The organism is Mycobacterium sp. NGS59, assembly GCF_059812345.1.
In genome coordinates, this window is sequence record NZ_JCALCN010000003.1 from 189,382 (window position 1) to 208,527 (window position 19,146).

Annotated in this window: 18 protein-coding genes; 12 read left to right on the plus strand and 6 right to left on the minus strand. The window is 66.5% G+C overall.

Features of this window, described 5'->3' with window-relative positions; all coding sequences use genetic code 11:
* The first annotated feature begins 93 nt into the window (after window positions 1–93).
* From AC5Y46_RS05960 to AC5Y46_RS05990, 7 genes are all read left to right on the plus strand, one after another.
* Window positions 94–1,401, plus strand: a complete 1,308-nt coding sequence (locus AC5Y46_RS05960) for a PucR family transcriptional regulator (protein ID WP_499945394.1) — start codon at window positions 94–96, stop codon at window positions 1,399–1,401.
* A 140-nt stretch (window positions 1,402–1,541) separates the two neighbouring features.
* Entirely contained in the window at window positions 1,542–2,450 is a 909-nt protein-coding gene (locus AC5Y46_RS05965) for an ACP S-malonyltransferase (protein ID WP_499945393.1), read from the plus strand.
* A 72-nt stretch (window positions 2,451–2,522) separates the two neighbouring features.
* The gene (acpM, locus tag AC5Y46_RS05970; protein ID WP_463824563.1) at window positions 2,523–2,870 is read left to right on the plus strand and encodes a meromycolate extension acyl carrier protein AcpM; all 348 of its coding nucleotides are present in this window, start codon (window positions 2,523–2,525) and stop codon (window positions 2,868–2,870) included.
* Window positions 2,867–4,117 carry a 3-oxoacyl-ACP synthase KasA gene (gene kasA, locus AC5Y46_RS05975; protein ID WP_499945392.1) on the plus strand — a complete coding sequence of 417 codons (1,251 nt, stop codon included), beginning with the start codon at window positions 2,867–2,869 and terminating at the stop codon, window positions 4,115–4,117. The genes acpM and kasA overlap by 4 nt, the downstream gene beginning before the upstream one ends.
* A gap of 79 nt (window positions 4,118–4,196) precedes the next feature.
* On the plus strand, window positions 4,197–5,450 hold the full coding sequence (gene kasB / locus AC5Y46_RS05980) for a 3-oxoacyl-ACP synthase KasB (protein ID WP_499990385.1): 1,254 nt from the start codon (window positions 4,197–4,199) through the stop codon (window positions 5,448–5,450).
* 69 nt (window positions 5,451–5,519) lie between these two features.
* Entirely contained in the window at window positions 5,520–6,941 is a 1,422-nt protein-coding gene (locus AC5Y46_RS05985; RefSeq protein WP_499945390.1) for an acyl-CoA carboxylase subunit beta, read from the plus strand.
* 175 nt (window positions 6,942–7,116) lie between these two features.
* Window positions 7,117–8,004: a type IV toxin-antitoxin system AbiEi family antitoxin gene (locus AC5Y46_RS05990; RefSeq protein WP_499945389.1), complete on the plus strand. Its 888-nt coding sequence runs from the start codon at window positions 7,117–7,119 to the stop codon at window positions 8,002–8,004.
* 73 nt (window positions 8,005–8,077) lie between these two features.
* Here the strand turns inward: AC5Y46_RS05990 and AC5Y46_RS05995 are convergent, their stop codons facing one another.
* From AC5Y46_RS05995 to AC5Y46_RS06005, 3 genes are all read right to left on the minus strand, one after another.
* Window positions 8,078–9,385: an MFS transporter gene (locus tag AC5Y46_RS05995; RefSeq protein WP_499990480.1), complete on the minus strand. Its 1,308-nt coding sequence runs from the start codon at window positions 9,383–9,385 to the stop codon at window positions 8,078–8,080.
* Window positions 9,386–9,491: 106 nt separating this feature from the next.
* Window positions 9,492–11,030 (minus strand): glycerol-3-phosphate dehydrogenase/oxidase, encoded by a 1,539-nt coding sequence (locus AC5Y46_RS06000; protein ID WP_499990389.1) that lies wholly within the window; start codon window positions 11,028–11,030, stop codon window positions 9,492–9,494.
* Window positions 11,030–11,602 (minus strand): TetR/AcrR family transcriptional regulator, encoded by a 573-nt coding sequence (locus AC5Y46_RS06005; protein WP_499945387.1) that lies wholly within the window; start codon window positions 11,600–11,602, stop codon window positions 11,030–11,032. Before AC5Y46_RS06005 ends, AC5Y46_RS06000 begins: the two co-directional genes overlap by 1 nt.
* A 47-nt stretch (window positions 11,603–11,649) precedes the next feature.
* Between AC5Y46_RS06005 and AC5Y46_RS06010 the strand changes: the two genes are divergently transcribed.
* From AC5Y46_RS06010 to AC5Y46_RS06020, 3 genes are read left to right on the plus strand one after another with little or no spacing between them, the layout of a single operon-like run.
* Window positions 11,650–13,230 (plus strand): FAD-binding oxidoreductase, encoded by a 1,581-nt coding sequence (locus AC5Y46_RS06010; RefSeq protein WP_499990481.1) that lies wholly within the window; start codon window positions 11,650–11,652, stop codon window positions 13,228–13,230.
* Window positions 13,227–14,171 (plus strand): diacylglycerol kinase, encoded by a 945-nt coding sequence (locus tag AC5Y46_RS06015; protein ID WP_499990392.1) that lies wholly within the window; start codon window positions 13,227–13,229, stop codon window positions 14,169–14,171. The genes AC5Y46_RS06010 and AC5Y46_RS06015 overlap by 4 nt, the downstream gene beginning before the upstream one ends.
* A 31-nt stretch (window positions 14,172–14,202) precedes the next feature.
* Complete coding sequence (locus AC5Y46_RS06020; RefSeq protein WP_499990393.1) at window positions 14,203–14,703, plus strand: Rv2253 family sensor-like surface protein; 501 nt, start codon at window positions 14,203–14,205, stop codon at window positions 14,701–14,703.
* Between the two features lie 72 nt (window positions 14,704–14,775).
* On the opposite strand, the gene AC5Y46_RS06025 is transcribed toward AC5Y46_RS06020, so the two are convergent.
* From AC5Y46_RS06025 to AC5Y46_RS06035, 3 genes are all read right to left on the minus strand, one after another.
* Window positions 14,776–15,288: a DUF3145 domain-containing protein gene (locus tag AC5Y46_RS06025; protein ID WP_499945384.1), complete on the minus strand. Its 513-nt coding sequence runs from the start codon at window positions 15,286–15,288 to the stop codon at window positions 14,776–14,778.
* 114 nt (window positions 15,289–15,402) lie between these two features.
* A complete protein-coding gene (locus AC5Y46_RS06030) occupies window positions 15,403–16,227 on the minus strand; it encodes a serine hydrolase domain-containing protein (protein WP_499990395.1) in 825 nt (274 codons plus the stop codon).
* Entirely contained in the window at window positions 16,224–17,288 is a 1,065-nt protein-coding gene (locus AC5Y46_RS06035) for a class I SAM-dependent methyltransferase (RefSeq protein WP_499990397.1), read from the minus strand. Before AC5Y46_RS06035 ends, AC5Y46_RS06030 begins: the two co-directional genes overlap by 4 nt.
* Before the next feature lie 77 nt (window positions 17,289–17,365).
* Here AC5Y46_RS06035 and AC5Y46_RS06040 point away from each other — a divergent pair, with 77 nt between their 5' ends.
* Window positions 17,366–18,451, plus strand: a complete 1,086-nt coding sequence (locus tag AC5Y46_RS06040) for an S-(hydroxymethyl)mycothiol dehydrogenase (protein WP_499990399.1) — start codon at window positions 17,366–17,368, stop codon at window positions 18,449–18,451.
* Complete coding sequence (locus tag AC5Y46_RS06045; RefSeq protein ID WP_499945379.1) at window positions 18,451–19,074, plus strand: MBL fold metallo-hydrolase; 624 nt, start codon at window positions 18,451–18,453, stop codon at window positions 19,072–19,074. The genes AC5Y46_RS06040 and AC5Y46_RS06045 overlap by 1 nt, the downstream gene beginning before the upstream one ends.
* The last annotated feature ends 72 nt before the right edge of the window (window positions 19,075–19,146 follow it).

Consider the following 19,146-nt stretch of genomic DNA (forward strand, 5'->3'; position numbering starts at 1 on the left):
GAGTGGCACTCGTCGGCGAACGTCACGCCAGCGTGACGCACCCCAGCGGAGACTTTGGCGGAACCTTCCAGAAAACGGGCGTAGCTTTTAGGTGTGAACGACAACCAGTTTGCGCAGCGTGAACGCCTCCGGTCGCCGCTGGAGATGCTGGACACCGTGCCCGACTCCCTGTTGCGGCGGTTGAAGCAGTACTCCGGCCGGCTGTCCACCGAGGCCGTCTCCGCCATGCAGGAACGGTTGCCGTTCTTCGCCGACCTGGAAGCCTCGCAGCGCGCCAGCGTGGCACTGGTGGTGCAGACGGCGGTGGTCAACTTCGTGGAGTGGATGCAGGACCCGCACAGCAACGTCAGCTACACCGCCCAGGCCTTCGAGCTCGTCCCCCAGGACCTGACCCGGCGCATCGCGCTGCGCCACACCGTGGACATGGTCCGGGTGACCATGGAGTTCTTCGAAGAGGTGGTGCCATTGCTGGCCCGCTCAGAAGAGCAGTTGACCGCCCTGACAGTGGGGATCCTCAAGTACAGCCGGGATCTGGCGTTCACCGCCGCCACCGCCTACGCCGACGCCGCCGAGGCCCGTGGCGCGTGGGACAGCCGGATGGAGGCCAGCGTCGTCGACGCCGTCGTCCGCGGCGACACCGGCGCCGAACTGCTGTCCCGGGCGGCCGCGCTGAACTGGGACACCACCGCGCCGGCCACCGTTGTGGTGGGCACCCCGGCACCCGGGCGGGATAGCGCCGACAGCGGCCGCGCCAGCCAGGACGTCCGCGACATCGCGGCCCGGCACGGTCGCGCAGCCCTCACCGACGTGCACGGCACCTGGCTGGTTGCCATCGTCTCCGGCCACCTGTCACCGACCGACAAGTTCTTGAAGGAACTGCTGACGGCCTTCTCCGACGACCCGGTGGTGATCGGCCCTACCGCGCCGATGCTCACGGCCGCGTACCACAGCGCCAGCGAAGCGATCTCCGGGATGAACGCCGTCGCCGGGTGGCGCGGGGCGCCGCGCCCCGTCCTAGCCCGCGAATTGCTGCCGGAGCGGGCCTTGATGGGGGACGCCTCGGCGATCGTGGCGCTGCATACCGACGTCATGCGCCCCCTGGCCGACGCCGGCCCGACCCTGGTCGAAACCTTGGACGCTTTCTTAGATTCTGGCGGCGCGATTGAGGCCTGTGCCAGGAAGTTGTTCGTTCATCCAAACACCGTCCGCTACCGGCTCAAGCGGATCACCGACTTCACCGGGCGCGATCCCACTCAGCCGCGTGACGCATATGTGCTGCGCGTGGCGGCGACGGTCGGTCAGCTCAACTACCCAACGCATCCCGCGAACGCCGCCAACATTGCTGTCCCGCAGCTTCCGTCCCCGGTCAGAGGGGGTATCGGAGCCCCCTCGGGCAGATAGTGACTCAGATGACAGATCGCGACCCGGTATCAAACATGTAGCTTACGAGGCTATTTTGTAGAAGGTATACAAAAACCTAAGACGAGGTTCATAATCTGTTACACCCCGCAAAACCGTCTTCACAGTGTTCTCTTAGACACGTGATCGCATTGCTTGCGCCCGGACAGGGCTCCCAGAGTGAAGGAATGCTGTCGCCGTGGCTGGAACTGCCGGGTGCAGCAGACCAGATCGCCGCATGGTCACAGGCCAGCGGCCTGGACTTGGCCCGACTGGGCACCACCGCGTCGACGGAAGAGATCACTGACACCGCGATCGCCCAGCCGCTGATCGTGGCCACCACCCTGCTCGCCCACCAGGAGCTGACCAGGCGCGGCCTGCTGGCGGACCGGGACACGATCGTGGCCGGTCACTCCGTCGGCGAGATCGCCGCCTACGCGATCGCCGGGGTGCTCGCCGCCGACGACGCCGTCATGCTGGCCGCCACCCGCGGCGCCGAGATGGCCAAGGCCTGTGCCGCCGAGCCCACCGGCATGTCCGCGGTCCTGGGCGGCGACGAAACCGAGGTCCTGACCCGTCTCGAGCAGCTCGACCTGGTCCCGGCCAACCGCAACGCCGCCGGCCAGATCGTCGCGGCCGGCCGGCTGACCGCCCTGGAGAAGCTCGCCGAGGACCCGCCGGCCAAGGCCCGGGTGCGCGCGCTGGGTGTCGCCGGGGCGTTCCACACCGAGTTCATGGCACCCGCGCTGGACGGTTACGCCGCGGCCGCGGCCGGCATCACCACCGCCGAGCCCACCACCACACTGCTGTCCAACTACGACGGGAAGCCGGTCGCCGATGCGGCCGCGGCGATGACCACCCTGGTTTCTCAGCTGACCCGGCCGGTGCGCTGGGATCTGTGCACAGCGTTCATCCGCGAGCACACAGTCACGGCGATCGTGGAGTTCCCGCCCGCGGGCACTCTGAGCGGTATCGCCAAACGCGAACTTCGGGGGGTTCCGGCGCGCGCCGTCAAGTCACCCGCAGATCTGGACGAGTTGGCGAATCTGTAACAGCCGCTGATCCAGAACCCACAAAAGTACGTCAAATCGGTTTACACACAACACATCACGAAGGGAACTACTGTGGCCGTCAGTCAGGAAGAAATCATCGCCGGTATTGCCGAGATCATCGAAGAGGTCACCGGCATCGAGCCCTCCGAGGTCACCCCGGAGAAGTCGTTCGTCGACGACCTGGACATCGACTCGCTGTCGATGGTCGAGATCGCCGTGCAGACCGAGGACAAGTACGGCGTGAAGATCCCCGACGAGGACCTGGCCGGTCTGCGCACCGTCGGTGACGTCGTCGCCTACATCCAGAAGCTCGAGGAAGAGAACCCCGAGGCCGCCGAGGCGCTGCGCGCCAAGCTGGAGACCGAGAACCCCGAGGCTGTCGCCAACGTCAAGTCCAGGCTGGAAGCGGACAGCAAGTGACCAAGCCTTCCACTGCTAATGGCGGTTACCCCAGCGTTGTGGTAACCGCCGTCGCGGCGACGACTTCGATCGCGCCGGACGTCGAGAGCACGTGGAAGGGCTTGTTGGCCGGCGAAAGCGGCATCCGCGTCCTCGAAGACGAGTTCGTCACCAAATGGGACCTACCAGCCAAGATCGGTGGGCACCTGAAGGAACCCGTCGACAACCACATGGGCCGACTGGACCTGCGGCGTATGTCCTACGTCCAGCGGCTGGCCAAGTTGCTCAGCGGGCAACTGTGGGAGACCGCAGGCGCCCCCGAGGTCGATCCCGACCGCTTCAGCGTCGTGGTCGGCACCGGACTGGGTGGCGCAGAGCGCATCGTGGAGAGCTATGACCTGATGAACGAGGGCGGCCCCCGCAAGGTGTCCCCGCTCGCCGTTCAGATGATCATGCCCAACGGCGCCGCGGCGGTGGTGGGCTTGCAGCTCGGCGCCCGCGGCGGTGTCATCACTCCGGTGTCGGCCTGTTCGTCGGGCTCCGAGGCCATCGCGCACGCGTGGCGACAGATCGTCATGGGCGATGCTGACTTCGCCGTCTGCGGTGGGGTCGAAGGGCCCATCGAAGCGCTGCCGATCGCGGCGTTCTCGATGATGCGGGCCATGTCGACACGCAACGACGAGCCCGAGCGTGCGTCACGTCCGTTCGACAAGGACCGGGACGGCTTCGTGTTCGGTGAGGCCGGGGCGATGATGATCATCGAGACCGAAGAGCACGCCAAGGCCCGCGGCGCCAAGCCGTTGGCCCGGCTGATGGGCGCCGGTATCACCTCGGATGCCTTCCACATGGTGGCGCCGGACCCCAACGGCGAACGCGCCGGCAAGGCCATGACCCGTTCGATGGAGCTGGCCGGCCTGTCCCCCGGTGACATCGACCACGTCAACGCACACGGGACCGCGACGCCGATCGGCGACGCGGCCGAAGCCAACGCGATCCGGGCGGCCGGGTGCGAATCCGCCGCCGTTTATGCGCCGAAGTCGGCGCTCGGGCACTCGATCGGCGCTGTTGGCGCGCTGGAATCAGTGCTGACGGTGTTGACCCTTCGGGACGGAGTCATTCCACCGACGCTGAACTATGAGACCCCCGATCCAGAGATCGACCTTGATGTGGTCGCGGGCGAACCTCGCTCCGGCGAGTACCGCTATGCGATCAACAACTCGTTCGGTTTCGGTGGTCACAACGTGGCGCTTGCTTTCGGGCGCTACTGAGCACGGCGTCCGGCGAGACGCGGGCCCGCACACGGCCCGGTACGAGCCGGACAAGTAGGAAGGAACGTTGGCAACAACCATGACAGAGTTGGTTACCGGGAAGGCTTTCCCGAACATCGTCGTTACCGGCATTGCCATGACGACCGCTCTGGCAACCGACGCCGAGAACACATGGAAGTGCCTGCTCGACGGCCAAAGTGGGATCCGGACTCTCGAGGACGACTTCGTCGAGGAGTTCGATCTGCCGGTCAAGATCGGCGGCCATCTGTTGGAGGAGTTCGACGACCAGCTCACGCGCGTCGAGCTGCGCCGGACCGGTTATCTGCAGCGGATGTCGACCATCCTCGGCCGTCGGGTCTGGGAGAACGCCGGCTCGCCGGAGGTCGACACCAACAGGTTGATGGTGTCCGTCGGCACCGGCTTGGGGTCTGCCGAAGAGCTGGTCTTCGGCTACGACGACATGCGGGTGCGTGGCTTCCGCGCCATCTCCCCGTTGACCGTGCAGAAGTACATGCCCAACGGCGCGGCCGCGGCGATCGGCCTGGAACGGCACGCCAAAGCCGGTGTCATGACCCCGATTTCGGCGTGCGCGTCCGGCGCCGAGGGTATTGCCCACGCGTGGCAGCAGATCGCGCTCGGTGAAGCCGACATGGCGATCTGCGGTGGTGTGGAGACCAAAATCGAGGCCGTGCCGATCGCCGGTTTTGCCAACATGCGAATTGTCATGTCCACCAACAACGACGACCCCGCCGGTGCCTGTCGCCCGTTCGACAAGGACCGGGACGGGTTCGTCTTCGGTGAGGCCGCGGCGTTGATGACGATCGAAACCGAGGAGCACGCCAAGGCCCGGGGCGCCAACATCCTGGCGCGCATCATGGGCGCCAGCATCACCTCCGACGGCTTCCACATGGTTGCTCCCGACCCCAACGGAATCCGCGCCGGGCACGCGATCTCCCGGGCGATCCAGCTCGCGGGTCTGTCCCCCGACGACATCGACCACGTCAACGCCCACGCCACCGGCACTCAGGTCGGCGACGTGGCCGAGGGCCGGGCAATCAACAACGCGCTGGGCGGCAACAAGCCGGCGGTGTACGCACCTAAGGGCGCCCTCGGGCACTCGGTCGGTGCGGTCGGCGCGGTGGAGTCCATCCTGACCGTGCTCGCGTTGCGCGACCAGGTGATTCCGCCGACGCTGAACCTGGTTAACCAGGACCCGGAGATCGATCTGGACGTGGTGCACGGCAAGCCGCGGAACGGCAACTACAACTACGCGATCAACAACTCGTTCGGATTCGGCGGCCACAACGTGGCCATCGCGTTCGGGCGTTACTGACGGAGCACCAAGAAAAAGCCAAGGTCCGTCGGATAAACCAGAGCAACACCCGGAACTAGGAGACCTGCGATGACAATCATGGCCCCGGAGACGGTTGGCGAGTCGCTCGACCCACGCGATCCGCTGTTGCGTCTGAACACGTTCTTCGACGACGGCAGTGTCGAGCTGCTGCACGAGCGGGACCGTTCCGGTCTGCTCGCCGCAGCCGGCACCGTCAACGGCGTGCGCACGATCGCCTTCTGCACCGACGGCACCGTGATGGGTGGCGCCATGGGCACCGAGGGTTGCCAGCACATCGTCGACGCCTACGACCTCGCCATCGAGGAACAGAGCCCCATCGTGGGCATCTGGCACTCCGGCGGTGCCCGGCTCGCCGAGGGTGTGCGGGCGCTGCACGCGGTCGGCACGGTGTTCGAGGCGATGATCCGCGCGTCGGGCTACATTCCGCAGATCTCGGTGGTCGTCGGCTTCGCGGCCGGCGGCGCCGCCTACGGACCGGCGCTGACCGACGTCATCGTGATGGCCCCGGAGAGCCGGGTCTTCGTCACCGGACCCGACGTGGTGCGCAGCGTCACCGGCGAGGACGTGGACATGGCCTCGCTGGGCGGTCCGGAAACACACCACAAGAAGTCCGGTGTGTGCCACATCGTTGCCGACGACGAGCTCGACGCCTACCAGCGTGGCCGCGAGTTGGTCGGATTGTTCTGCCAGCAAGGGCATTTCGACCGCAGCAAAGCCGAGGCCGGCGACACCGACATCAGGGCGCTGCTGCCCGAGTCGGCCCGCCGCGCCTACGACGTGCACCCGATCGTCACCGCGATCCTGGACGACAACGCGCCGTTCGCCGAATTCCAGGCCAAGTGGGCGCCGTCGATGGTGGTCGGGTTGGGCCGGCTCTCGGGTCGCACCGTCGGCGTGCTGGCCAACAACCCGCTGCGCCTGGGTGGCTGCCTGAACTCCGAAAGTGCCGAGAAGGCAGCACGTTTCGTGCGGTTGTGCGACGCGTTCGGTATCCCGCTGGTCGTCATCGTCGACGTGCCGGGTTACCTGCCCGGTGTCGACCAGGAGTGGGGCGGCGTGGTGCGACGCGGCGCCAAACTGCTGCACGCGTTCGGTGAGTGCACCGTTCCGCGGGTCACCCTGGTGACGCGAAAGATCTACGGCGGGGCCTACATTGCGATGAACTCCCGCTCGCTGAACGCGACCAAGGTGTTCGCCTGGCCGGACGCCGAGGTTGCGGTGATGGGCGCCAAGGCCGCGGTCGGCATCCTGCACAAGCGCAAGCTGGCCGCCGCGCCCGAGCACGAGCGCGAGGCGCTGCACAACGAGCTGGCCGCCGAGCACGAGCGCATTGCCGGTGGCGTGGACAGTGCCATCGACATCGGTGTGGTGGACGAGAAGATCGACCCGTCGCACACCCGCAGCAAGCTGACCGAGGCGCTGGCTCAGGCTCCCGCCCGCCGCGGCCGCCACAAGAACATCCCCCTGTAGGTCACCTCTCTACCGCGAGCAGGGGCGCCCCCCACCGCGCGCAGGGGTCACCTTTGTCCCGCGAGCAGACGCAGAATCGCACGTTTTCCCAAGAAAACGTGCGATTCTGCGTCTGCTCACCACCTATCCCCAGCGGTGACTAACCGCTGCGGCATCGGCGTCCCATGCTTTGCCGATGCACGCCGACCCGCGAGCCCTACTCGAGAATTCCGGCGGATTCGCCACCACCGCGCAGTTGCTCACGGTAATGACTCGTCAACAACTCGACGTCAACGTGAAGAACGGCCGACTTGTCCGGGTGTGGTACGGCGTGTACGCGGCCGGAGAGCCAGATCTTCTCGGCCGCCTGGCAGCTCTAGACGTATTCATGGGGCGGCAAGCAGTCCCCTGTCTGGGCACCGCCGCGGCGCTTTGGGGCTTTGACACAGAGAACACCGTCGCGATTCACGTGCTCGACCCAGGCGTGCGCATGCGTCCCACAGTCGGCCTGATGGTGCATCAACGCAATGGCGCACGATTGCAGCACGTCGCCGGACGTCTCGCCACCGCCCCCGCATGGACCGCCGTCGAGGTCGCACGGCAGCTCCGTCGACCGCGGTCGCTGGCAACTCTCGATGCCGCCCTACGCTCAATGCAGTGCACCCGTAACGAAATCGAATCTGCCGCAGCCGAACAGCGAGGGCGACGCGGCATCGTCGCTGTGCGCGATCTATTGCCTTTCGCCGACGGACGCTCGGAATCGGCGATGGAAAGCGAAGCCCGGCTGGTGATGATCGACTACGGGCTCCCCCGTCCAGAGCTCCAATATCCGATCTACGGTCGCAGCGGTAAACTCTGGCGAGTCGACTTCGCCTGGCCCGAAGCACGTCTCGCGGCCGAATACGAAAGCATCGATTGGCATGCGGGCCGCAACGAGATGCTCGCAGACAAGCACCGCCTGGGTGACATCCAGGAGGCTGGATGGACCATCGTCCCAATTGTGGTCACCGATGTCAGACACCGACCGCACCGCTTGGCCGAGCGACTTGCCACTCACTTGAGCCGCGCGCGCATGGTCAGCTGACCCCGCGAGCAGACGCAGAATCGCATCCAGGAACCCCTCACAGTGCGATTCTGCGTCTGCTCGCGAGGAGAAATCAGCAGGCGAGCGCGTCCGCCTCTTCTTCGGTCTCGACCGAGGGACCCGACCCCGGCAGCGGCTTGCCGGCGACTTCCGGTGTGAACAGCAGTGTCACCACGCCCACCACCCCGGCGACCATCAGCATGTAGGCGGGCACCATGGTGTTGCCCGTGCTCGAAATCAGCGCTTGCGCGATCAGCGGAGTGACACCGCCGACGGTGGAAATCGACAGGTTGTAGGAGATGGCCAGCGCGCCGTAGCGCACCCGGGTCGGAAACAGCGCCGGCAACGCAGAAGGCGTCGTGCTGTCGAAGCACAGTTCCATCAGCCCGACCAGCAGCACACCGCCGAAGACCACCAGGTAAGCCCCGCCGGATCGCATCAGCAGGAACGCCGGTATCGAGGCCACGATCAGCAGGACGCATCCCGTCCGCATGATCGGCTTCACGCCAACCCGGTCCGACAACCGCGCGACGAACACGATTGTCGCCATCAGCACCGCCAAGGTGGCCACGATCATCACTAGCGCCGCTGTCTCGCTCACTCGCACAACGGTTTTCAGATAGGTCGGCAGATATCCGGTGACCATGAAATCGGCGACCTGCGAGGTCAGCACCAGGGCAGCGCAGATCAGCATCGGCCGCCACTGCTCGACGACCGTGCGCCGAAACTGCCCACCTTCCTCAGCGGTCTCGCTCATCTGCTTGAACGCCGGCGACTCGTCGAGTCGCAGCCGCATGTACAGCGCGATCAGACCCATCGGCGCCGCCAGCAGCAACGGCACCCGCCACCCCCACGCCAACCAGTCCTCCGAGGGCAGCCACGCCTGCAAACCCGTCACGAAGAATCCGGCGACGACGAATCCGATCAGATTGCCCAACGGGAGAAATCCGACGAGCATGCCGCGCTTACGATCTGGCGCCTGTTCCACCAGATACGTCATGGCCCCCACAAACTCGCCGCCGGTGGACAGGCCCTGGAACACTCGCGCGAGGACCAACAGGATCGGCGCCCACATCCCGATCGCGCTGTACCCGGGCAGCAAGCCGCTCATCGTCGTCCCGGCCGTCATCATCAGAATCGTGATCACCAGCACCCGTTTGCGTCCGATGCGGTCACCGAGCGGTCCGAAGATCATGCCGCCGAGCGGACGCACCACGAACGCCGCGGCCAGCGTGCCGAAGGTGGCGATGAGGTGGACGGCGCTGGCGCTGTTGCCGGGGTAGAACACCTGCGCGAGCGTGGTAGCGATAAAGCCGTAGATGCCGAAGTCGTACCACTCCATGATGTTTCCGATCGCGGTGCCCGCAATCGCCTGGCGCATGGCGCTGGGATCGGTGACGGTGATCTCGTCGCGCGCCCACTTCTGCGGTGAGCAGTCGGTGTTCATCGTGAGGATTCGTACCCGAACCCGGCCGAGTCGAACCGGATCAACCCACGCCCGCCAGGAACTCCGAGGCCACGGCGACCACTTGAAGGCGGTCACGCTGCACCAGACCGATGCGGGTGCGGCGATCCAGGATGTCGTCGACACTCAGGGCACCCTCGTGGGTCACCGCGTACTCGAACTCCGCCCGGGTGACGTCGATACCGTCGGCGACCGGTTCCGTCGGCCGCTCGCAGGACGCGTTGGCGACGACGGCGGACGCCTCGGATCCGTAGCGTGCCACCAGCGACTCCGGCAGCCCAGCACGCGGCGCCGACGTCGAACCCGGGTTGCCCGACGCCCCGATCAACGGAAGGTTGCGGGTGCGGCACTCAGCGGCGCGCAACTGGCGTACTGCGACGGCGCGGTTCAGCACATCCTCGGCCATGTAGCGGTATTCGGTCAGTTTGCCGCCCACCACGCTGATGACTCCGGTCGGAGACTCGAAAACAGCGTGATCACGCGACACGTCAGCGGTCTTGCCCCCGCCGGCATCGATGAGCGGCCGCAATCCGGCGTAGGCGCCGATCACATCCGGCGGCCCGACCTTGGTCCCCAACGCGGTGTTCACCGTATCCAACAGGAACGAGATTTCTTGCGAAGTGGGTTCTGGCACATCGGGAATCGGTCCCGGCGCGTCTTCGTCGGTCAACCCGAGGTAGATTCGGCCGAGCTGTTCGGGCATGGCGAACACAAAGCGGTTGAGCTCGCCTGGAATCGGAATCGTCAGGGCCGCAACAGGATTACCGAATGCGCTGGCGTCGAATACCAAATGTGTTCCCCGGCTTGGCCGTAACTTCAGCGCCGGATCGATGTCACCGGCCCACACCCCGGCGGCATTGATGACCGCGCCGGCCGACACGTCGAACGATTCACCGGTGCGTTGGTCGGTCAGTCGCACCGAGGTGGCGGTGGCGTCGCAGGCCGCGACATAGGTCAGGATGCGGGCGCCGTGCTGGGCGGCAGTGCGGGCGACGGCGGTGACCAATCGGGCGTCGTCGATCAACTGCCCGTCGTAGTTGAGGAATCCGCCCGCCAGTCCGTCCCGCGAAACCGTCGGGGCCATCTCCATGACGCGACGTGCCGAGATCCGGCGCGACCGGGGCAGTGTCGACGACGACGTGCCCGCCAGCACCCGTAACGCATCCCCGGCGAGAAAGCCGGCGCGCACCAGTGCGCGCTTCCCGTGATTCATCGACGGCAACAGCGGCACGAGCTGCGGCATCGCGTGCACCAGATGAGGAGCGTTGCGCGACATGAGGATTCCGCGTTCGACGGCACTGCGCCGGGCGATGCCCACGTTGCCGCTCGCCAGGTAGCGCAGCCCCCCGTGCACCAGCTTCGAACTCCACCGGCTGGTGCCGAAGGCCAGATCGTGCTTCTCTACCAGCGCCGTCCGCAACCCGCGCGCCGCAGCGTCCAGCGCGATGCCGACGCCCGTGATACCGCCGCCGATCACCACGACGTCCAACGGCTCCCCGTCGGCCAGAGCCTCGAGGTCTGCGGTGCGGCGCGCGGCGTTCAGAGCGGTCGAGGCAGCCATCAGGACAGGTATCCGTTCAGTGTGTAGGTGAGTTGAGTCGCGAGCGCTTCGTCGTCCAGGATCGGTTTGACGATGTCGGCGGATTGGATGGTGGACTGGGCAATCAACAGGATCATCGTCGCCAGCTGACGCGGATCGCCGGCCCGCACCGTGCCGGACCGTTGCGCCATCTCCAACCGGGACGCCAGTCCCTCGATCAGAAAGAGCTGGCTGGTGCCCAACCGCTCGGTGATGTAGACGCGGGCCAGCTCGGAGTGCATCACCGACATGATCACGTCGTCACGACGCAACCGGTCGGCCACCGACACCACCTGTCTGACCACGGCCTCGCGATCATTGCCGTCAAATGGCACCTCCCGCATCACGTTTCGGATGTGGTTGGTCAGCATTGTCGACATGATCGACTGCGTGTCGGGCCAGCGCCGATATACCGTCGGGCGGCTAACACCGGCACGACGGGCGATCTCGGCGAGGGTCACCCGGTCGGCACCGTAATCCACCACGCAGCTCGCTGCCGCCGCCAGGATGCGATCCCCGGCATCCACATTCGCATCGTTACTGATTGACAGCATGTGTAATACTGTAACGCATGACGCACACCGAGGAATACCTTCCGCCGATGAAATGGAACGCGTGGGGAGATCCCGCTGCGGCCAAGCCACTCTCCGACGGAATCCGTTCCCTGCTCAAACAAGTTGTGGGGCTCGAGGAATCCGACGAGGCCGAGCTCAGTCTCGACGAGGTGAAGGTGCGTCCCTCGAGTCTGTCGAAACAGGATCAGGACGGGCTGGCCAAGATCGTCGGCGCCCAGTACTTGCGCGCCGCGGACCGCGACCGGGTGCTGCGCGCCGGGGGCAAGTCCACTCCGGACATGCTGCGCCGCAAGGACCGCGGCGTCCAAGATGCGCCGGACGCGGTGCTGCTGCCCGGCGATGACGAGACGTTGCTCGAAATATTGGGCTACTGCTCCGACCACGGCATCGCGGTCGTCCCGTTCGGCGGGGGCACCAATGTCACCGGCGGCCTGGATCCCACCCGCGGTCAGTTCAATGCGGTGATCTCGTTGGATCTGCGCCGCTTCGACGAGTTGCATTCCCTCGACGAGGTATCGGGGATCGCCGAACTGGGCGCCGGCGTCACCGGCCCGGAAGCCGAGCGCCTGCTGGGCGAACACGGCTTCTCGTTGGGTCATTTCCCGCAGAGTTTCGAGTACGCCACCATCGGCGGCTTCGCCGCGACCCGGTCCTCGGGCCAGGATTCGGCGGGTTACGGCCGGTTCAACGAGATGATCCTCGGGCTGCGCATGGTTACCCCGGTGGGGATCTGGGATCTGGGCCGGGTGGCGGCTTCGGCGGCGGGGCCGGACCTGCGGCAGGTCGCGATCGGCTCCGAAGGCACCCTGGGCGTCATCACCAAAGTCCGCCTCCGGGTGCACCGGGTCCCCGAGACCACCCGTTACGAGGCGTGGTCCTTCCCCGACTTCGCCACCGGTGTCGAAGCCTTGCGCGCGATCACCCAGACCGGCACCGGACCGACCGTCGTGCGGCTGTCCGACGAAGCCGAGACGGGAATCAGCCTGGCCACCCACGAGACGATCGGCGAGAAGCAAGACACCGGCGGCTGCCTGGGCCTTACCCTGTTCGAGGGAACCCCGGAACACACCGAAAGCCGGCACGCCGAGACCCGCGCCGTGCTGGAAGCCCACGGCGGCAAGTCACTTGGCGAAGAACCCGCCAAGACCTGGGAACACGGCCGGTTCAGCGCGCCCTACCTGCGCGACTCGCTGCTGGCCGCCGGTGCGCTCTGTGAGACCCTGGAGACCGCCACCGACTGGTCCAACATCCCGGCGCTCAAAGCCGCTGTCACCGAAGCACTTACGACATCGCTGGGTGAGTCGGGTACCCCGGCGTTGGTGATGTGTCACGTCTCGCACGTCTACCCGACCGGCGCTTCGCTGTACTTCACCGTGGTCGCCGGGCAGCGCGGAAACCCGCTCGAGCAGTGGTGGGCCGCGAAGAAGGCCGCGTGCGACGCGATCATGGCCACCGGCGGAACCATCACCCATCACCACGCGGTCGGCGCCGACCACCGGGCCTGGATGCGCGATGAGGTGGGCGATCTGGGCGTCGAAGTGTTGCGCGCAGTGAAAGCGACGCTCGACCCCAGCGGAATCCTCAACCCCGGCAAGCTGATTCCGTGACGCGACAGCAGCCGGCAACCGGACAGTTGGGTCGGCGCGAGATCGCGAAAGTCACCGCCCTGACCAATCCGCTGTCAGGGCACGGCGCTGCGGTCGAGGCATCGCAGCGGGCCGTCGCCCGGCTTCACCAGCGCGGTGTGGACGTCATCGAGATCGTCGGCGAGAACGCCGAGGGCGCCCGGTATCTGCTCGGCGCCGCCGTTGAAAAGGGCACCGACGCAGTCATGGTCACCGGTGGCGACGGCGTCATCACCAACGCGCTGCAGGTGCTCGCGGGTACCGACGTGCCGTTGGGGATCATCCCAGCCGGCACCGGCAACGACCACGCGCGCGAATTCGGTATCCCCACAAAGGATCCCGAAGCCGCCGCGGATGTCGTGGTGGACGGGTGGGCGGAAACCATCGACCTGGGCCGCATCAAGGACACCGACGGTGTCGAGAAATGGTTCGGCACCGTGGCGGCAACCGGATTCGACTCGCTGGTCACCGACCGGGCCAACCGGATGAGGTGGCCTCATGGCCGGCTCCGGTATTACCTCGCGATGTTCGCCGAACTCTCCCAGCTGCGCATGTTGCCGTTCCGGCTGGTGCTCGACGGAAAGCAGGAAATCGAAACAGATCTGACGATGACGGCTTTGGGCAACACTCGCAGCTACGGCGGCGGGATGCTGATCTGCCCCAACGCCGATCGCACCGACGGATTGCTCGACCTGACCATGGTCAAGTCGGAGTCGCGGATGGAACTGGTCCGCTTCTTCCCTACCGCACTCAAGGGAACGCACGTGGAACTCGATGCGGTGACCACCGCGCGAGCCAAGACGGTCGCAGTCGAATGTCCCGGCATCAACGTGTACGCCGATGGCGACTTCGCCTGCCCGTTGCCCGCCGAGATCTCCGCCGTGCCGGCGGCACTGCAGGTATTGCGCCCCAACAAGGTGTAACGAAAGGGTCGCTGCCCGCGACATTTCGGGCATGCCGGGTTTCCGCAGCGCCGCCTTGGTTGGGTCCGCCGCTCTCGTTGCTCTGCTGTGTCAGGTGCCGGTGGCCTATGCGAGTGAAGTCGCGTCCTGGAACGGGGAGTACCTCGTCACGCTGTCGGCCAACGCAAAGAGCGGCACCAGCGTGGCGGCCAGTCAGAACGAATTCGCGCACCGCAGCAATGTCACCATCAGTTCGACCTGCGCGGCGGGTGTCTGCGTCGCCACCGTGACAAACCCGTCGCCACCCAAAAACGAATCCATGCCGCCGACAATCGAATTCACCTGGAACGGTGCGCAGTGGGTGCGGGAGATGACGTGGCAGTGGGACTGCCTGCTGCCCGACGGCACCGTCGAGTACGCGCCCGCGAAATCGATAACCGTCTACACGCCGGGGCAGTACGGGATTCTCACCGGCGTCTTCCACACCGACATAGCCAGTGGGACATGCAAGGGCAACGTCGACATCCCCGTCTCCGCGAAACCGGTCACCTAACCCGCCGAGCAGACGCAAAAGCCCCTCAATTCGGCACGAATTGGGGGCTTTTGCGTCTGCTCGCGGGGGGAACTAACCCACGCCCCGGCTGAGCCAGGTCACCTCACCGGTGTCACCACCGTCGCGGTACGGCTCGAGTGCGTCGTCCCACGCAGTACCCAGCACCGAATCCATCTCGGCGGCCAGGGTGTCGGCGCCTTGCGCCATCAGCATGCGCAGCCGATTCTCCCCCACCATGATGTCGCCGTTCGCGCTCATCGCTCCGCTCCACAACCCGAGCTGCGGGGTGTGGCTGAATCGGTGGCCGTCGACACCGGGACTCGGGTCCTCGGTGACCTCGAACCGCAAGACCGACCAGGAGCGCAGCGCGTTCGCCAACCGGGCACCGGTCCCGACCGGCCCCACCCAGTTGGTGACCGCGCGCAACTGTCCGGGCATGGCCGGTTGCGGAGTCCACACCAAGTTCGCCTTGGCCTGCAGGGTCGACGACAACGCCCACTCCACATGCGGGCACACCGCCGCTGGCGAGGCGTGCACGTACACCACACCGGCCGTCACGTCGGCAAACTGATTCGACGCACGCATCTTTTGCTCCTTCGGTTCCACGAGGGACGTCTTCCCCAACGACCTGGTGAACCCGAGCAAGCAATTTTTCGTGTGTCGTGCGTGTCTATTGTGCCCTGTGATGCCTGTGTTGCGCTAGTGTGCATTTTCCTGCTGCAGCACCGCGTCGGCGAGTGCGGGCCACGGCTCCAAAGCCCAGTCGCCGAAATCGCGGTCGGTGAGCACCACCAGCGCCAGGTCCGCGTCCGGGTCCACCCAGATGAATCCGCCCGACTGCCCGAAATGGCCGTAGGTGCGTCCCGAGTTGCGCGAACCGGTCCAGTGCGGCGACTTGGAGTCCCGGATCTCGAAGCCCAGCCCCCAATCGTTGGGCCGTTGGGCGCCGTACCCCGGCAACACCCCGTTCAGACCCGGGAACTGCACGCTGGTCGCGTCGTCGTGCATCTGCTCGGACACCAGCGCCGGACGCAGCAGGTCGCCGGCGAACAGCGCCAGGTCGTCGACCGTCGAGGTCGCCCCGAACCCCGCCTCGGCCGCGCCGCCATCCAGCCGGGTCGATGTCATGCCCAGCGGCTCGCACACCGCCTCGACCAGGTAATCGGCGAAGCCGATCTCGGACTCCCGCTCGATCGTCTCGGCCAGCACGGCGAAGCCGTGATTGGAATAGATGCGCCGGGCGCCCGGCTTGGCCAGCACGTCACCGGAGAGCATCACCAGTCCCGACGCATGCGCCAGCAGGTGCCGGATGGTGGATCCCGGCGGGCCTGCCGGAGTGTCGAGGTCGACCACCCCTTCTTCGACGGCGATCTGCGCGGCACGCGCGACGACCGGTTTGGTGACGGACGCCAGCGCGAACTCGCGGGCGGTGTCGCCGTGGGTGGCCAGCACGCCATCCGGGCCGACGACGGCGGCGGCGGCGTTGGAGACGGGCCAGTCGCCGAGCGCTTCGAGAGCGGTCATTTGTGCGCGATGTAGTAGTTGTTGAGCGGGTCCCCGTCGATCTCGGCCACAGTGACGTCGGCGAACCCGGCGTCCTGCAGCATTGAAACCGCCAGCTGCGTTCCCCACGCGGTGCCCAGCCCGGCGCCGTCCAGAGCCAGCGACACCGTCATGCAATGCATCAGGGATGTCGTGTAGAGGTAGACGCTCATCGGCCGGCCGATGTTCTCCTCGAGCCGGCTCGACGCCTTGATGTCGGCCATCAGCAGGACGCCGCCCGGCCGCAGCGCCCGGTGGATGTTCTCCAGCACCCGCGCCGGCTGCGCCTGGTCGTGGATGGCGTCGAAGACGGTGATCAGGTCGAACAAGGCAGAGTCATCCAGCTGCGCCAGATTGCGACTTTCGAACGCGGCGTTGGTCAGACCCAGCCGGGCCGCTTCGTCCTTGCCGACGGTGATAGCTTCGTCCGAGAAGTCGATGCCGGTGAAGCGGCTCGCCGGGAACGCCTGCGCCATCACGTTGATCGCATGTCCGCTGCCGCAACCGAAGTCGGCGACGTCGATCCCGTCGTGCAACCGCTGGACGAGACCGTCAACCAGCGGCAGCACCACGTCGACCAGAGTGGCGTCGAATACGGCACCGCTCTCCTCGGCCATCAGCTTGTGGAAGCGCGGGAACTCGCTGTAGGGCACCCCGCCGCCGTCCCGGAAGCAACCGATGATCTGCTGCTCGACGTTGCTCAGCAGCGGCAGGAATTGCGCCACTCCGGCCAGATTGTTCGGCCCTGCCGCGCGCGTCAGTGCTTGGGCCCGGTGGTCGGGCAGCGAGTAGGTAGAAGTCGCGGGGTCGTAGTCGACGACATGGCCAGTGGTCATGCCGCCCAACCATTCCCGGACATAGCGCTCGTCGAGTCCGGCCGCCTCGGCGAGCTGCGTGCTGGTGGCGGGCGCCCGGCCGGCCATGGTGTCGAACAGACCGGTCTGATGTCCGATGCTCAACAACAACGCGAGGCTGGCGCTGTCGATGGCGGCGACTATTCGCTCACTGAACGCCTCGGCGGTTTCGGTTTGAGAGACCGTCACGCGGGCGACGCTACACCGTGACGGCCGACTAGACGGGCGGCCGCGCGATGTATGGCGACCAACAGTAGGTTGAACCCATGAGTCAGACAGTGCGAGGCGTGATTTCACGAGCCAAAGGCGAGCCCGTCGAGTTGGTCGACATCGTCATCCCCGACCCGGGACCCGGTGAAGTCGTCGTCGACATCACCGCCTGCGGCGTCTGCCACACCGACCTGACCTACCGCGAGGGCGGCATCAACGACGAATACCCGTTCCTGCTCGGACACGAGGCCGCGGGCACGGTCGAGGCGGTCGGCCCGGGCGTGACCGCCGTCGAGCCGGGTGACTTCGTCGTGCTGAACTGGCGCGCGGTCTGCGGACAGTGCCGGGCTTGCAAACGCGGCCGGCCTCATCTGTGCTTCGACACTTTCAACGCCGAGCAGAAGATGACGCTGACCGACGGCACCAAACTGACGCCCGCGCTGGGCATCGGAGCCTTCGCCGACAAGACGCTCGTCGCAGCCGGCCAATGCACCAAGGTCAATCCCGAGGCCGATCCCGCCGTCGCCGGGTTGCTGGGCTGCGGAGTGATGGCCGGCATCGGCGCGGCCATCAACACCGGGGCCGTCACCCGCGACGACACCGTGGCGGTGATCGGCTGCGGCGGTGTCGGTGACGCCGCGATCGCCGGAGCCGCGCTCGTCGGGGCCCGCACGATCATCGCCATCGACACCGACAACACGAAGTTGGACTGGGCCCGCAAGTTCGGCGCCACCCACACCGTCAACGCGCGCGAACTCGATGTCGTCGAGACCATCCAGGACTTGACTGACGGCTTCGGCGCCAACGTGGTGATCGACGCCGTCGGCCGGCCCGAGACGTGGAAGCAGGCGTTCTACGCCCGCGACCTCGCCGGAACCGTGGTGCTGGTCGGCGTCCCGACACCCGACATGCGCCTGGACATGCCGCTGGTCGACTTCTTCTCCCGCGGCGGCTCGCTGAAGTCGTCGTGGTACGGCGACTGCCTGCCCGAGCGCGACTTCCCCACCCTGATCGACCTGTACCTACAGGGCCGGTTGCCGTTGGAGGAGTTTGTCTCCGAGCGGATCGGGTTAGACGACATCGAGGAGGCTTTCCACAAGATGCACGACGGCAAGGTATTGCGCTCGGTGGCGATGCTGTAATGGTGGCGATCGATCGCGTAGTGACGCACGGCACCTTCGAACTCGACGGCGGCAGTTGGGAAGTCGACAACAACATCTGGCTGGTCGGCGACAACTCCAATGTCATCGTGTTCGACGCCGCTCACGACGCCGAGCCGATCATCGAAGCGGTCGGTGGTCGTCATGTGATTGCGGTGGTGTGCACGCACGGGCACAACGACCACGTGACCGTGGCACCCGAACTCGGCCGAGCGCTCGACGCGCCGGTGTTGCTTCATCCCGCCGACGAGGTGTTGTGGCGAATGACGCACCCGGACAGCGACTTTCGCGCCATTGCCGACGACGAGACAGTGAAGATCGCGGGGACTGAACTGCGTGCCCTGCACACGCCCGGCCACTCCCCCGGCTCGGTGTGCTGGTACGCCCACGATCTCGGTGTCGTGTTCAGCGGCGACACCTTGTTCTCCGGCGGCCCCGGCGCTACCGGGCGCTCCTACTCGAGTTTCCCGACCATCCTGCAGTCGATCTCCGAGCAACTCGGCAAACTACCCGGCGACACCGTCGTGCACACCGGCCACGGTGACGACACGACGATCGGCGACGAGATCGTCAACTACGAGCAGTGGGTCAAGCGCGGACACTGAGCAGCGTCCAGCGCGACCCGTCCTCTCGCGGTCCCCTTGGCGAGCGCGCGCAAAATGCCAGCCGTAGCGGCG